This is a genomic window from Pseudomonas sp. 25 R 14, from assembly GCF_900004755.1.
GTDB lineage: Bacteria > Pseudomonadota > Gammaproteobacteria > Pseudomonadales > Pseudomonadaceae > Aquipseudomonas > Aquipseudomonas brenneri.
Genome location: NZ_CVTS01000062.1, coordinates 58,163 through 73,154 on the forward strand (window position 1 = coordinate 58,163; position 14,992 = coordinate 73,154).

The following is a 14,992-nucleotide window of genomic DNA, read 5'->3' on the forward strand; positions in this document are numbered from 1 at the left end:
AAAAGGCCCTGTCACTCACATGACAGGGCCTTTGCTTTCAGCAGGTCACTCAGACCATCTTGTCGCCAACATGCAGGATCTTCATGCCGTTGGTGCCACCGATGGTGTGATAGCTGTCACCTTTGGTCAGGATCACCCAATCGCCTTTCTCCACAACGCCACGCTTGAGCAGTTCGTCGATGGCAGCCTGGCTGACTTGCTCAGGCGGCAGGGACGCCGGGTCGAACGGTACGGTGTACACGCCACGGAACATGGCCGCACGGGCCTGGGTTTCGCGGTGCGGGGAGAACGCGTAGATCGGGATCGAGGAGCGGATACGCGACATGATCAACGGCGTGTAGCCACTTTCGGTCAAGGCGATGATCGCCTTTACACCCGGGAAGTGGTTGGCGGTGTACATGGCGGCCAGGGCGATGCTCTGGTCGCAGCTTTCGAACACTTTGCCGATGCGGTGGCTGGAGGTCTTGCTGGTCGGGTGCTTTTCGGCGCCGACACAGATACGCGCCATGGCCTGGACCGCTTCCAGCGGGTACGGGCCGGCCGCACTTTCCGCCGAGAGCATCACGGCGTCGGTGTAGTCGAGCACGGCGTTGGCCACGTCGGACACTTCGGCACGGGTGGGCATCGGGTTCTGGATCATCGACTCCATCATCTGGGTCGCCACGATCACCGCTTTATTGTGGCGACGAGCGTGCAGGATGATTTTCTTCTGGATGCCGATCAGCTCAGCATCACCGATTTCCACGCCGAGGTCGCCACGGGCAACCATCACTGCGTCGGATGCCTTGATCAGGCCGTCGAGGGTTTCGTCGTCGGCCACGGCTTCGGCGCGCTCGATCTTCGCCACCAGCCAGGCGGTACCGCCGGCCTCGTCGCGCAGTTGGCGGGCGTATTCCATGTCGGCGGCGTCGCGTGGGAAGGACACGGCGAGGTAGTCCACTTCCATTTCGGCGGCGAGCTTGATGTCAGCCTTGTCTTTTTCAGTCAGGGCTGGCGCGGTCAAGCCACCACCACGACGGTTGATGCCTTTGTGGTCGGACAGCGGGCCGCCGATGATCACGGTGCAGTTCAGCTCGGTGACGGTGGCGGTGTCGACGCGCATGACCACTCGGCCATCGTCCAGCAGCAGTTCGTCGCCGACGCCGCAATCCTTGACCAGGTCCGGGTAGTCGATACCCACGACTTGCTGGTTGCCTTCGGTCAGCGGATGGCTGGTGGAGAAGGTGAACTTGTCACCGATCTTCAGCTCGATGCGCTTGTTGGCGAATTTGGCGATCCGGATCTTCGGACCTTGCAGGTCACCCAGCAGCGCGACGAAGCGGCCATGCTTGGCGGCGATGTCACGTACCAGCTTGGCGCGAGCCTTGTGCTCGTCCGGGGTGCCGTGGGAGAAGTTCAGACGGGCAACGTCCAGGCCAGCCAGAATCAGCTGTTCGAGGACTTCCGGCGAGTTACTGGCCGGGCCAAGGGTGGCGACGATTTTGGTACGACGGACGGACATGCACGGACTCCTGAGTTCTAGCGCTGGGGAAGGCTACTATGCTCTTTGGCTGTAGTCATTGTTCGTTTGCACTACTTATTATCGATTCGCTTGTTTTCACTCTAAGGAGCGGGACGAACAACCCTGAAGATTTTCGCCCAAGGGTCGATACACTGCTCAAGACAGGAGAACACCCCATGCGAGTTTTGATCATTGCTGCCCTGGCCGTCAGTGTTGTCGGCTGTACCCGTTGGTCGATGGACCATCATTTGAACAATGCCTACCGTGCCTACAACGTAGGCGACTGCGAACGGGTCACGTTGGAGTTGTCCCAGGTCGACCGTGAAAGCCGCTCCCGTCGCTACGTGCAGCCGGAGGTCTCGATGCTGCGTGGGCAGTGCCTGGAGCGGCAGAAGTTGTTTGTGGACGCGGTGCAGACCTATCAGTTCATCATCAGCCAATACCCGGCGAGCGAATACGCGTTCCGCGCTCGCGCACGCCTGGACACGCTGCAACAACTGGGGCATTACCCCGGTGCAAGCCCGGCACGAGCACGCCCAGCAGCCTTGTAATGACATTTGTCATTTCATAGCTGGCCTCTTGCCAGAGTTAGGCTATTCTTTGGATGTCCGTTTGTACAACTTTCAAGTCAAACAGATATAAAACCCGAGTTTCGGCGCAGCTAACGTGATGTCGTACCGAGATCCAGGGAGAGCGGGGCGTTGCAGGCAGCGCTCCGACCCGTATCACAGGAGCGGCCAGAGTCATGGCCATTGGACGGCGATCTCAGCATGTTTACCGACCGACGAATTGAGCGGCATCAATTGCCCGGCTTTTTACAGGTATTCAACCGCTTCACGGATAAGCCCATCGGTTACTTGGGCAACATCTCCAGTGAAGGGCTGATGCTGATCAGCCAATTACCCATGATGGTCAACGTGGATTTTGAGCTGCGCTTGAAAATCCCCGGACCTGAGGGGGATATGCATGCCATTGATTTTACGGCCACTTGCCTGTGGAGTCGTGAAGATATTAACCCCCTACATTACGATTCGGGGTTCATCCTGCTGCAGGCACCCGCCGAGTACGGGCAACTGATGGTCGCGTTGTTGCAGTACTTCAGTTTTTACCCCTTGCAGACTTCGGCCTAGCGCCATACGCCCTTCATAGCACGCCGGCTTTTTTCCAACCCAGGTAACGGGTGACCAGGTCGGCTCCCAGGTCCGAGGGGTGGGCATCCAGCACCGCCAGGCCCTGCGCTTTCAGGCGGTCATGCAGTTCTTCCCGGGCATTGAGGTAGTCGACACTGCCACAGTAGGCCAGCGCTTGCGGTAGGGTTTGCACGGGGGCCTGGCGCACTTGATCCAGCACTTCTTCGCGCAGGCTCGCGACCAATACCCGATGCTGGCGACCGATGCGCTTGACTGCGGTAAGCAGATCCTCGTCGTCTTCATCACGCAGGTTGGTCACGACAATCACCAGCGCCCGGCGTTTCTGGCGGGCCAGCAGTTGATTGGCCGCGCCCTGGTAGTCAACGGCTCGTCGGGTGGTGTCCAGGTCGTATACCGCGTTGAGCAACTGGTTCAATTGGCCACTGCCCTTGACCGGCGCCAGGTAGCGCGGCTGGTCGCTGGCGAAGGTACACAGGCCCACGGCATCGCCCTGGCGCAAGGCTACATAGCTGAGCAGCAGGCAGGCGTTGAGGGCGTGGTCGAAATGCGACAGTTCGCCGTCCTGGCTACGCATCCTCCTGCCGCAATCGAGCATGAAGACAATCTGCTGGTCGCGTTCATCCTGGTATTCCCGGGCAATCGGCGTGCGTTGCCGTGCGGTAGCCTTCCAGTCGATCTGGCGCAGGCTGTCACCCTCGCGAAACTCCCGCAGTTGATGAAACTCCAGGCCCAGGCCGCGACGCTGGCGCTGGCGTACACCCAGTTGGCTGAGCCAGTTATCCACGGCGAGTAACTGAGCACCGTACAGGCGGGCAAAATCCGGATAGACCCGTGTGGCATCCTTGACCGGCACCTGGCGTTTTGCTGTCCACAATCCCAGGGGGCTGGGCAGGTGCACCTCACAGCGTTCGAAGCTGAAATGCCCGCGGCTCAAGGGTCGCAGGCGGTAGCCCAGGTCACTGTGCTCACCGGGGCGCAGGGCGATGGACTGCGGCAGGTTTTGCATGCTCAATCCATCCGGTACGTGATCAAACACCTTCAGGATCAGCGGCTGTGGATAGTCATGCTCCAGGGTAATCCGCACCTCGCTCCAGCGCCCCAAAGCCAGGCTGCCCGGCATCTGCCGGCGCAGGCGTGGCGAGGGGCGGCGCTTGAGGCGGGCCGCATCGAGCAATGTCAGCAACAACAGCGCCAGGAGCAGGCCCCAGGCCACGGAGTGCAGGGTGACCGGCACCTTGAATTGCAGGGCCATGGCCGTTCCGAGGGCGATGTTCAGACCCAGCAACACCGCGAGCCAGGCCAGCAACAGGCGAGTGGGTCTCATGGGCAGGTCACTGGCGGGGTGCCGACACTTGGTCGAGCAGTTGGGTCAGCACCTGATCCACTTCCAGCCCTTCGATATCCAGCTCCGGGGCGATGCGTACCCGATGGCGCAACACCGCTAGCGCGCAGCTCTTGATGTCGTCCGGGGTCACGAATTCGCCACCGCGCAGCAGGGCGCGGGCGCGGGCACCACGGACCAGGGCGATGGAGGCCCGCGGTCCGGCGCCAAGGATCAGGCCGGGCCAGGTGCGGGTGGTGCGGGCCAGGCGTACGGCGTAGTCGAGTACCTGCTCATCCAGGGCCAGCTCACTGGCGACCTGCTGTAACAGCAGCACATCATTGGCCTGGAGCACGGTGCGCAGAGGCTGTACGTCGAGCATGTCGGCGCGGGATGAACGGGTCACTTCACGCACCATATCCAGCTCTTGCTGCGCGTTCGGGTAGTCCATGCGCACCTTGAGCATGAACCGGTCGAGTTCGGCCTCAGGTAGCGGGTAAGTGCCTTCCTGCTCGATGGGGTTCTGGGTGGCCAGCACCATAAAGGGTTGGCCGATAGGCAAGGCTTCGCCCTCAAGGGTGACCTGGCGTTCCTGCATGGCTTCGAGCAAGGCGGCCTGGGTTTTCGCCGGGGCCCGGTTGATCTCGTCCGCCAGTAGCAGGTGGGTGAACAACGGCCCTTTGCGCAGCTTGAACTGTTCGGTGTGCAAGTCGTACACGGCATGACCTGTGACATCGCTGGGCATCAGGTCCGGGGTGAACTGGATACGTGCGAAGTCGCCGTCAAAGCAGCGGGCCAGGGCGCGTACCAGCAAGGTCTTGCCCAGGCCGGGAACGCCTTCGAGCAGTACATGGCCGCCGGCGATCAGCGCAGTCAGTACGTCATCGATCACCGCATCCTGGCCAATCACCGCCTTGCGCAATTCGGTGCGCAGCGCTTGGGCCAACTGGGTGGCCCGCCCGGTGTCGAGGGTGTTGGATAAGTCCACTGGAGAGTCGCTCATAGGGCATTCCTGAGAGTTTGCAGGCAGGCCACCTGGCGGCTGAAGTCGGCGCTGGAAAGCCGCTTTGCCGGGAGTGGGCCGAGGGCCTGGCTGATAATTGAAGCGGGTTGACGGGTCAGGCGTTCAAGGGCCTGCCATTGTCCGGCGGTATCCAGTTGCTCGAATCCGGGGTGGCGGCGGCGCGCGGTGCGCTGGATATCGCGCTGCAAGGCTTGCAGCAGGCTGTTTTGCCCGCTGCGGCGCAGCAGGAAGTCGGCACTGGCATTCAGGTGTTCCAGCAATTGGCGGCGGGCTTTCGGGGCCGGCGCCTGGATGGGCCCTTGGCGTACTCCGGCGCGCCACAACCCCAGCAGAATCAAGGCGGCGAGTGCCACCAGGGCCTGGGGGAAATAACGCAGCAACAGGCTGAACAGATTCTCGACATCAGTATTGGACAGCAGGGTGACATCGCTGCCCTGGGTCAGGTACCACAGTAGCCAGGCGTTGTCGTGCAAGCCGATGGCCGGGATTTTCCACAGCTCGCTGTCGGTGATCACGGTCACCCGACCGTGCCCGAGATTGAGTTGCATCAGGTGGCTGGACTTGGCGCTGTTGGCCGAAAACTGTGCAAGGTGCCTGGGGTCGATGAGGTTGAAATCCGTGTCGAAACTGAAAAACGCCGGTGCGGTTTCGTTATCGACATAGAGCCGTGTCAGGTCCGGTTTCTTGCCCTTGCGAGCGGGAGCCGGCTGGTCGAAATCATCGCTGAAGGCCTGGCGCAACTGCAGTCGATCGAGCAGCAGGTCGCCGCTGTCCTGGGTTTCTTCATCCCAGATGGCTTCGGCCACCAGCAGCAGATGGCCGCCGGCCTTGGTCCACTCCAGCAGTTGTTCAACCTGGCGTGGGGTCATGTTACTGCGCTCGCTGAGCAACAGCAGGCTGCTGCCTTTGGCGGGCAGGGTGGCCAAGCGCTCCAGGTTTTGGGCGTGCTCGACGGCCAGGCCTTGCTGGCTGAGGAAATGTTCCGCCGCCAGGTAGGGATTGGCCTGGGCTTCGGGGGATGGGCCGCGATCGACGACTTCCTCATAGGGGATCGCCTTGTGCCAGGCGTAGAAGCCTCCTGCCGTCAGCAGGCACGCCAGGATCAACCCGAGCCAGATCAGCAGCCGGTTCATTGCGCGGCCTCGCTGTTGAACAAGCTGCGCCAATGGGTGCAGAGCTGTTGTTGGGCCAGGGGCGTCGGTACGCGATGGCCATAGGCGAGATTTTGCCAGTGCCGGGTCAGGTCGTCGCTGAACGCCAGCAGTTGTGGATGTTGCAAATGGCGCACGTGTTCCAGGACCTGACCTTCGGTGTCGGCGTTTTTCAGTGGCAGGTTGAAGTCATGCAGCAGCCGGCTAAGCAGGCCGCGATACAGCAGGCCAAGGGCTTCACGGGGTTGCGTGGCCCAGAGTTGCTCGGCGGCACTGGCGATATCGTCGGGCAAGGTTTCCACACCCATGTCCAGGCCGAATAGTTGTGACGGCATCGGTTGCGTTGGCGTGGGGCGGGCTGCGCGGCGACGGCTGACAAAGGCGTGCAACCAGTCGCGATAGCGCCAGGCGACCAGGCCAATACCTGCGATCAGCAGGCCCCACAACAGCACCTCCATGACGAGTGCCAGGGACTTGAATGTGTCGCTGTTGAGCTTTTTGAATAAGGACTCAAGCCAGGCAGGCAGCCGTGCATCACCTGTGGGCTTGGCTTTGTCGGTGGTCTTGTCCTCGCCAAAACGGTAGCGGGTAACGGTCTCTGGGTTCTTGAAGGGGGGGTGTTCCAGCAGGCGCTTGATCGCCTGGCTGGCGGCGGGCGTACTCAACGGTTTCGCGGGCTGGGGTTGATCGGCCATGGCGTGGGGTGTTGGCGGGACCACCAGCAGGCCGACAGCCAGCAGCAGGACGGCCACTGCCGATCCCAGGCGCTGGCGCAAACGGCGGAACACCAATTCCAGGTCCCAGGCTTCAAGCACGGTACGCCGGTTCAGGTAGAGGCTGAATCCACACGCCACATAGATTGGCTCCCAGAGCACCAGAATCAGGGCGTAGAAGGCATTGCTCAGGTGTTCCAGCCAGAGCCAGTCCTGGCTGCTGGCCAGCGCCAGTTGCTGCCAGTCCCAGTCCAGCTCTACCTGTTGTGGCAGGAAGAGGTAGAACAGCGCCATCAAGCCAATCCACAGGGCTGTTTCCAGGTGTATGCCGATCAGCGTCAGCCAGCGTGCAGCGCCGGCATTACGTTGTTGCAGCACTCCCAACCGCTGTTGGCGGGCCTGGCCTGCGAGGCCTTCAAGTTGCACCACGGGCATGACAAAGCTGCGACTGAGGCTAAAGCGTCTCCAGGTCAGGCTGGCCAGCAGTTGCCCCTTGAGCAGGCGCGGCCATTGGCGCAGCGCTTGCTTGAGGGTGGGTGTCTCGCCAAATAGCGCCTTGGACAGGATATACAGCGGCAGGCGCTCAAAGGCGGGTTTCAGCCACCAGAACACCAGCACGGCTACAGACGGGTAGTCCCACAGTACAAGGCTGATCAGGGCAAAGATCGGCAGGCTCACCAAGGCCCAACTGCTCATCAATAGCACACGGTGCTCACGGGCCAGCAATACCCCCAGGTCCATGGCCTCCCATGTGGAGCGAGGGCGGATCACCACGCTGGCGTCACTCAGGCGCATGACGACTCCTGCCGGCGAACAGCAGATAGGCGATCACCATCGCCCAGAGCGTGGCGCCCACCAGGTATTTCCCCCAAGGCTCCACGGCGGTTGTGGAGGACCAATAGGCTTCTATAAAGGCGGCAATCAGCAGGAATACAATCACCCCACAGATCATTTGCACGCTTTTACGGGCGGCCAGCCGCAGGGCTTCACCCCGGGGCAGCGCACCCGGTGCGATCAAGGCCCAGCCCAATTGCAGGCCAGCCGCGCCGGCCAGGGCGATGGCCGTCAGTTCAAAGGCACCATGGCCGATGACAAAGGACCAGAAGGTTTGCCCGTAGCCGATTTCTGTCAGGTGCCCGGCGATGGCGCCGATCATCAGGCCATTGAAAAACAGGAAAAACACGCTGCCCAGGCCAAACAGCAAGCCGCCGGCGAAGGTCTGGAAGGCGATGCCGATGTTGTGCATGACGTAGTAGCCGAACATCATCCAATCCTCACTCGACGCCCGCTCGGCCGCGCGCCCCAGGCGGCTGGCGTCGGGGTCGTACATGCCCTGCATCTCGGTCACTTGCTGGGGGCTGACGATGGCGTAGATCAGGTCGGGGAACAGATAGACCAGCAGCGCAATACCGATCAGGCTGCCAAAGAACAGCAGGCAGGCCACCAGCACGAAGCGCCACTGTTCGCGAACCGTGCGGGGGAAATCGGCCAGCAGGAAGCTCAGGGTCTTGGCGCCGAGTTGGCTGCGATGGCGATACAGTTGTTGATGGCCGCGCAGGGCCAGTTGTTGCAGTGGGTCTACCAGGTAGCTGCTGTAGCCGCGCTCCTGCGCCAGCGCCAGGTGTTGGCACAGGCGTCGGTAATCATGGGGGAAGTGCGTCAGGTCCTGGGTCTTGGCCTTGCCTTGTTCAAGCAGTGTCACTTGCGTGGCGAAGGCCTGCCAATGCGGCTGGTGACGGGTTTCGAACAGGCTCTGTTTCATGAAGGCCCCAGCAGGCCACGGGCCACGCCATTGAGTTGTTCCACGGCGCGTGCGGGGGAAACCTGCAGGGGCGTGGCCAGAATCGCCGCCAGCTCGTGGGTCCGTTCGGCGGAGAGATCGGCCTGGCGCTCGGCAAAACCCAGGATCGCCCGCTGCTCGTTCAGCTCAAGGGCAAAGGGCAGGCGCAATGCCGGGGCCTGGGGCACGTGTGGCCGGGCCAGGGGCTGCTCGCGATAAATCACCAGTGTCCCGGCCGCAATGTCGCCCAGGCGCTTGAAGTGGGGATGTTGCAGGCAACTGATGGCGCCGAGGAAGTAGCCGAACGGCAACATATCGACAAAGCGCAGCAGGTTGCGGATCAAGGAGGCGGACCAGCCAATGGGCGTGCCGTCATCCTGTACCACGCGCAGGCCCATGATCTGCTTGCCCGGTGAACAGCCCTGGTTAAGCACTTCGAACAGCACCATGTACCACCAACTGACGAGAAACAGCAGGATCGAGCCGAGGCCGATGCCCAGGTTGCCGAGAAACGCCAAGGCGATGAACAGGATGCCGAGGATCAGGCCGCGCAGGCCCAGGTCGAAGCCGAATGCCAGTGCCCGGGGCATCAGCCCGGCGGGGCGCAAGGGCAGGTCGATACCTTCGGGGGTCTCGATCTGGTAGCGAGTGTCCAATGGGGCGGTGGGCATTGCGTTCCCTGGCAGTGCGGCGTGGCTGGGCATGGGCAACCTCATCGGCTGGCCGGCAAGTTGAGAGGCCGATGCTAGCAGTGTCGTCGCTGGAAGTAACACCAGAAAATGCGCCAAGGTTTCACTGAATGTTTATCCAGTGCATATGGCGCTGGCCCTGGGCGGCATCCAGCGCCTAGACTTTGTCGGTCTTCAGCACAGGAATAGCCCGTGACCTCGATCTTCTGGTACGACTATGAAACCACCGGCATCAACCCACGCAGCGACCGCCCGCTGCAGGTCGCCGGGGTTCGCACCGACCTTGACCTCAATGAGATAGGGCCGCCGGTCAACCTCTATTGCCAGCCCAGCGAGGATATCCTGCCGCACCCGGCTGCGTGCATGATCACTGGCATTACCCCCGGCCAACTGGCGGAAAAAGGCCTGGCCGAAGCCGATTTCATGACGCGGGTGCATGCCGAACTGGCGGCCCCCGGCACCTGCGGCGCGGGTTACAACACCCTGCGTTTCGACGATGAAATGACCCGCTACAGTTTGTATCGCAACTTTTTCGACCCTTATGCGCGGGAATGGCAGGGCGGGAACAGTCGTTGGGACTTGATCGATGTGATGCGCACGGCTTATGCCCTGCGTCCCGACGGTATCGTCTGGCCCGAGCAGGACGGGCACGTGACCCTCAAGCTGGAGCGCTTGACGGCGGCCAATGGGATCGACCATGGCCAGGCTCACGAGGCCTTGGCCGACGTGCGTGCCACCATCGCCTTGGCGCGCCTGGTCCGGGACAAGCAACCCAAGTTGTACGAGTGGTTGTTTCAACTGCGCAGCAAGCAGCGGGTCATGGATCAAATCCGCCTGTTGCAGCCTATGGTGCATATTTCCGGGCGTTTCTCCGCCGAACGCCATTACCTGGGGGTCGTCCTGCCGCTGGCGTGGCATCCGCGCAATCGCAACGCGTTGATTGTCTGTGACCTGGGGCTCGACCCGCAGGGGTTGCTGGACCTGGATGCCGAAACCCTGCGCCAGCGTCTGTATACCCGACGCGATGAGTTGGCCGAAGGTGAGTTGCCGGTGCCGCTCAAACTAATACACATCAATCGTTGCCCGGTGGTTGCGCCGCTGAGTGTGTTGCGGGCACAAGACCAGCAGCGCTTGAATCTGGATATGAGTGAATATCAGGCCCGGGCACTGCGGCTAACTGACGCACAGGAACTTTGGCAGGATAAATTGCCAGCGATTTATGCCGAAGAAGATTTCGCTGCCAGCACCGACCCGGAGCAACAGCTCTACGATGGTTTTATTGGTGATCGGGATCGGCGGTTATGTGAACAAGTCCGGACTGCGGAGCCTGCGCAATTAGCACGCCAGCAGTGGCCTTTTGATGATCATCGTTTGCCGGAATTATTGTTTCGGTATCGTGCCCGTAACTTTGCGTACACCTTGGACGATGAAGAGCAACAACGCTGGAAACTATTCTGTCAGCAACGCTTGTCAGACGCGGATTACGGTGCGCCCAATACCCTTGAGAGTTTCAATAAAGCCAGGCTTGAATTGGACGTTAGTGCTACATCGTTTCAGCGTCAGGTACTGGATGAATGGCAGGAATATGCTGACGCTTTACGCCAGCGCCTGAGTCTGTAATCGGCACTTTATAAAAGACGGCAATAAAAAAACGCCAGCGAACTGGCGTTTTTTATTGTGTCGCGAATCAGGTGGCGACCTGGCGAGCCTTAGCCCAGCAGGGTAGCCCAGCCTTCAACCACGTCACCGCCCCACTTGGCTTTCCACTCTTTCAGAGTCTTGTGGTTGCCACCTTTGGTTTCAATCACTTCGCCGTTGTGCGGGTTTTTGTATTGCTTGACCTTGCGCGCGCGCTTGGTGCCGGTAACTTTTACCGCGCCGCGTGGTGCTTTAACTTTCGATTCCGGATCCAGCAGCGCGATGATGTCACGCAGGGATTTGGAGTACTCACCCATCAGGGTGCGCAATTTGCCTTCGAATTCCAGCTCGGTTTGCAGTTTGTCGTCTTGGGACAGGTTCTTCAAACGGGCTTGCAGCTCTTTGATAGCTTCTTCGGTGGCACGGTATTCGTTGATCAGGGACATGTGGACTACCTTATGCGGGGCGCTGAGGGACAGGGATAGTGGCCTAATAATAGTCAGACAGTTTCCCCAAGTAAACATTTAAGCTCGGTTTTATGTAATTTACTTTGCTTGTTTGTAGGGAAGGTGGGAGTGAGTGCATTATTTAGTGCGTACAAGCGGCTAAAGATATTCTCATTAAATCTTGGCTAATTGCCGTAACAGATGCTCGTGTTGACATAATGCTCAGGTAAAAACCGTACGCAGTTTAGGGGCACCGCAAGGAATCGCTCGAATAAGCGTTGAGGAATACTGCAGTTTTTCTACGGTGTCGCTAGAATGGCGGCCTTTGCGAAGTTCTGGAGTTTGCCCCTAATGCGCACTTTTCGTCTGGTGATTGCTTGCCCGGATCGGGTTGGTATCGTCGCTAAAGTCAGTAACTTTCTGGCCTCCCACAATGGCTGGATCACCGAAGCGAGTCATCACTCGGACAATCTCAGTGGTTGGTTTTTCATGCGCCACGAAATCCGGGCCGACACGCTGCCTTTTGGCCTCGAAGCGTTTCGCGAGGCGTTTGCGCCTATCGCCGAAGAGTTTTCGATGACATGGCGCATCACCGACACCGAGCAGAAAAAACGCGTGGTCCTGATGGCCAGCCGCGAATCCCATTGCCTGGCGGATTTGTTGCACCGCTGGCACAGCGACGAACTGGACTGTGAAATCGCCTGTGTGATTTCCAACCACGACGACCTGCGCAGCATGGTTGAGTGGCATGGTATTCCGTACTACCACGTACCGGTTGACTCGCAGAATAAACAGCCAGCCTTCACCGAAGTCTCGCGTCTGGTCGAGCAGCATGAAGCTGACGTAGTGGTACTGGCGCGCTACATGCAAATCCTGCCGCCAGAACTGTGCCGTGAATATGCAGGCAAGGTGATCAACATTCACCACAGCTTCCTGCCGTCGTTTGTCGGTGCCAAGCCCTATCACCAGGCGTCCTTGCGTGGCGTGAAGCTGATTGGTGCAACCTGCCACTATGTCACCGAAGAGCTGGACGCCGGTCCCATCATCGAGCAGGACGTGGTACGCGTCAGCCACAGCGACAGCATTGAAGACATGGTGCGCTTCGGTCGTGACGTCGAGAAAATGGTCCTGGCCCGTGGCTTGCGCTATCACCTGGAAGACCGGGTGCTGGTGCACGGCAACAAGACCGTGGTGTTCTGATCGACTGTTTTTAGTTGAAGCCAAAAGGGCCTGGGCGTTAAATCACCCAGGCCCTTTTTTATTGGTGTCAACTGCGAGGATCGAACGATGAGTGATCCCCTGGATAAAGCCACTTCCCGAGCACCTGCCACGTTGGGCGAGGGCTGTTTGAGCCGCTATGACCCGGATGCCCTGGGTACCGAGGATGGCACGGACTTTCCGGATGCTGCGCGATTGTGGGAGCAATTGCAGGAAGAGTCGGAGCCGCCCGACAAGCTCGACCCGGCCACAATGCCGGGCAACAAAGCAGGTTGAATGTAGGAACAGCGTGTTCGGGTTCAGATACGGAAGCTGCCCACCAGTTGTTTCAGGCGCGCCGCTTGTTGCTCCAGGTCGGAGCAGGCACGCAAGGTCGACTGCAGGTTTTCCACGCCTTCTTGATTGAGCGTATTGATTTCGGTGATATCGATGTTGATCGATTCCACCACCGAGGTCTGTTCCTCGGTAGCGGTGGCCACCGATTGGTTCATGCCGTCGATTTCACCGATACGCTGGGTCACGCTGCTCAGGCGTTCGCCTGCCAGGTTGGCGATTTCCACACTGTCGAGGCTGTGGCGCTGGCTTTCGCTCATGGTACTGACCGAGTCCCGGGCGCCGACTTGCAGCTCCTCGATCATCTTTTGCACCTGTTGCGCCGACTCTTGCGTGCGATGGGCCAGGTTGCGCACTTCGTCGGCCACGACCGCAAACCCGCGCCCGGCTTCCCCGGCACGCGCAGCCTCAATCGCCGCGTTGAGTGCCAGCAGGTTGGTTTGCTGGGAAATACTGGTGATCACTTCGAGGATCTGCCCGATATTCACGGTTTTGCTGTTGAGTGCCTCGATATTGCTGCTGGAGGCGCTGATCATCTCGGACAGTTGCGTCATGGCCTTGATATTGCGCTCCACCACTTGCTGGCCATCTTCGGCCAGGTGGCGTGCATCGCTGGCCTGGTGCGAGGCCTGGGCGGCATTACGGGCAATTTCCTGGGCTGCGGCACCCAGCTGGTTGATGGCTGCCGCGACACTGTTGGTGCGGTTGGCCTGTTCGTCAGAGTTGACCATCGACGAGTTGGAGGCACTGACCACGCGTAATGCCACTTCATTGACCTGGCCGGTGGCGGAGGACACTTCGCGAATAGACGTGTGAATCCGCTCCACAAAGCGATTGAAGGCTTTGGCGAGAATGCCGAACTCGTCGTGGTTCTGGATATTGAGGCGGCGCGTCAGGTCGCCTTCGCCATCGGCGATGTCTTCCATGGCGCGGGTCATGACGTGCAGCGGTTGCAGCAACACGCGGATCAGCATGCCCAGCAACGCGATGATGATCGCCACGGCAATCACGGTGGCGATGATGGCAGAAGTGCGGAATTCGCTGAGCATTGCGAAGGACTTGTCTTTATCTACCGACAGACCGATATACCAGTTCACTGACGGTAAGCCCTTGATCGGGGCGAAGGTGACGATGCGGGTTTTGCCATCGACCGCAATTTCACTGAAGTCAGCGCTGATTTTCAGGGATTGATTCGGGTAAACCTCGCTCAAGGTTTTCATCACCAGGGTTTTATCCGGGTGGACCAGGATCTTGCCGTCGGCGCTGACCAGAAACGCATAACCCATGCCGCCGAAGTCCAGGGCACCAATATTATCGACCAGGGTCTGCAGGCTCAGGTCACCACCTACCACGCCGACACTTTGTCCGGCCTTGCTGCTGGGCGTGGCGATGGAAATGATCAGTTGGCCGGTGGCTGCATCAATATAGGGTTCGGTCAGGGTCGAGCCATTGCTGGCCTGGGCGCCTTTGTACCAGGGACGCACGCGTGGGTCGAAGCCGTCGGGCATCTTGGCATCGGGGCGAATAGTGAAGCCGCCTTGGCTGTCCCCCAGGTAGGTGGCCATGAACGACGATGTCAGGGCTTTCTGTTCCAGCAAGCTGGCGACAACGGCCGGCTCGGGATTGATGGCGATGTTCTGGGCGGCGTTCTCCACCAGCACAATGCGCCCGGCCAGCCAGCTCTGGATATTACTGGCGGTGACATCACCCATTTCATGTAGATAATTGTCTAGGTCGTCGCGAATCGCGTTACGTTGCAGATAGTCGTTGTATAACGTGAACAACGCAAAAGCGGCAATGACGATAAGGGCGGCTGCAAGCAGGATTTTGTGGCTGAAGCGCAGATTTTTATTCATGGCTTGTCGTGTCCGCTAAGGTCTTAATGTCCGAGGCGCATTCTTGTGTAGGCGCGCAAAATGGCAGCGATAAAAAAACTGTGATATTTCCATTTGGTGTGTAGGAATTATCTGTTCTGTTTTAAGGACTTTTCTGGTCTCCGCTTTGTCTGTATCGACCGTGCAGCGCTA

General features: G+C 59.9%; 14 protein-coding genes. 5 read left to right on the top strand and 9 right to left on the bottom strand.

Annotation, left to right across the window (positions count from 1 at the left end; genetic code table 11):
• Positions 1-49: 49 nt before the first annotated feature.
• Positions 50-1,501, bottom strand: a complete 1,452-nt coding sequence (gene pyk, locus BFQ03_RS21605; RefSeq protein ID WP_032862464.1) for a pyruvate kinase — start codon at positions 1,499-1,501, stop codon at positions 50-52.
• Between the two features lie 176 nt (positions 1,502-1,677).
• On the opposite strand from pyk, the gene BFQ03_RS21610 reads away from it, so the two are divergent.
• Together BFQ03_RS21610 and BFQ03_RS21615 are read left to right on the top strand one after the other, a co-directional pair.
• The gene (locus BFQ03_RS21610; RefSeq protein WP_032862465.1) at positions 1,678-2,052 is read left to right on the top strand and encodes a tol-pal system YbgF family protein; all 375 of its coding nucleotides are present in this window, start codon (positions 1,678-1,680) and stop codon (positions 2,050-2,052) included.
• 219 nt (positions 2,053-2,271) lie between these two features.
• A complete protein-coding gene (locus BFQ03_RS21615) occupies positions 2,272-2,631 on the top strand; it encodes a PilZ domain-containing protein (RefSeq protein ID WP_032862620.1) in 360 nt (119 codons plus the stop codon).
• Between the two features lie 13 nt (positions 2,632-2,644).
• On the opposite strand, the gene BFQ03_RS21620 is transcribed toward BFQ03_RS21615, so the two are convergent.
• Genes BFQ03_RS21620 through BFQ03_RS21645 form a run of 6 tightly spaced genes read right to left on the bottom strand, consistent with a single transcriptional unit; the run spans position 2,645 to position 9,312 of the window.
• The gene (locus tag BFQ03_RS21620; RefSeq protein WP_065943999.1) at positions 2,645-3,976 is read right to left on the bottom strand and encodes a DUF58 domain-containing protein; all 1,332 of its coding nucleotides are present in this window, start codon (positions 3,974-3,976) and stop codon (positions 2,645-2,647) included.
• A 7-nt stretch (positions 3,977-3,983) separates the two neighbouring features.
• Positions 3,984-4,976, bottom strand: a complete 993-nt coding sequence (locus BFQ03_RS21625; RefSeq protein ID WP_032862467.1) for an AAA family ATPase — start codon at positions 4,974-4,976, stop codon at positions 3,984-3,986.
• A complete protein-coding gene (locus BFQ03_RS21630) occupies positions 4,973-6,130 on the bottom strand; it encodes a DUF4350 domain-containing protein (protein WP_065944000.1) in 1,158 nt (385 codons plus the stop codon). Before BFQ03_RS21630 ends, BFQ03_RS21625 begins: the two co-directional genes overlap by 4 nt.
• Positions 6,127-7,656 carry a DUF4129 domain-containing protein gene (locus tag BFQ03_RS21635; RefSeq protein ID WP_065944001.1) on the bottom strand — a complete coding sequence of 510 codons (1,530 nt, stop codon included), beginning with the start codon at positions 7,654-7,656 and terminating at the stop codon, positions 6,127-6,129. The genes BFQ03_RS21630 and BFQ03_RS21635 overlap by 4 nt, the downstream gene beginning before the upstream one ends.
• On the bottom strand, positions 7,643-8,623 hold the full coding sequence (locus BFQ03_RS21640) for a stage II sporulation protein M (protein WP_032862470.1): 981 nt from the start codon (positions 8,621-8,623) through the stop codon (positions 7,643-7,645). Before BFQ03_RS21640 ends, BFQ03_RS21635 begins: the two co-directional genes overlap by 14 nt.
• On the bottom strand, positions 8,620-9,312 hold the full coding sequence (locus BFQ03_RS21645) for an RDD family protein (RefSeq protein WP_032862621.1): 693 nt from the start codon (positions 9,310-9,312) through the stop codon (positions 8,620-8,622). The genes BFQ03_RS21640 and BFQ03_RS21645 overlap by 4 nt, the downstream gene beginning before the upstream one ends.
• 210 nt (positions 9,313-9,522) lie before the next feature.
• On the opposite strand from BFQ03_RS21645, the gene sbcB reads away from it, so the two are divergent.
• Complete coding sequence (gene sbcB, locus BFQ03_RS21650) at positions 9,523-10,950, top strand: exodeoxyribonuclease I (RefSeq protein ID WP_032862471.1); 1,428 nt, start codon at positions 9,523-9,525, stop codon at positions 10,948-10,950.
• Between the two features lie 89 nt (positions 10,951-11,039).
• Here the strand turns inward: sbcB and mvaT are convergent, their stop codons facing one another.
• Positions 11,040-11,414, bottom strand: a complete 375-nt coding sequence (gene mvaT, locus BFQ03_RS21655; RefSeq protein WP_029295469.1) for a histone-like nucleoid-structuring protein MvaT — start codon at positions 11,412-11,414, stop codon at positions 11,040-11,042.
• 351 nt (positions 11,415-11,765) lie between these two features.
• On the opposite strand from mvaT, the gene purU reads away from it, so the two are divergent.
• Both purU and BFQ03_RS21665 read left to right on the top strand, forming a co-directional pair.
• Complete coding sequence (gene purU / locus BFQ03_RS21660; protein WP_032862472.1) at positions 11,766-12,614, top strand: formyltetrahydrofolate deformylase; 849 nt, start codon at positions 11,766-11,768, stop codon at positions 12,612-12,614.
• 87 nt (positions 12,615-12,701) lie between these two features.
• A complete protein-coding gene (locus tag BFQ03_RS21665; protein WP_065944002.1) occupies positions 12,702-12,908 on the top strand; it encodes a hypothetical protein in 207 nt (68 codons plus the stop codon).
• A gap of 23 nt (positions 12,909-12,931) precedes the next feature.
• Here the strand turns inward: BFQ03_RS21665 and BFQ03_RS21670 are convergent, their stop codons facing one another.
• Complete coding sequence (locus BFQ03_RS21670) at positions 12,932-14,821, bottom strand: methyl-accepting chemotaxis protein (RefSeq protein WP_032862474.1); 1,890 nt, start codon at positions 14,819-14,821, stop codon at positions 12,932-12,934.
• Positions 14,822-14,992: the final 171 nt, after the last annotated feature.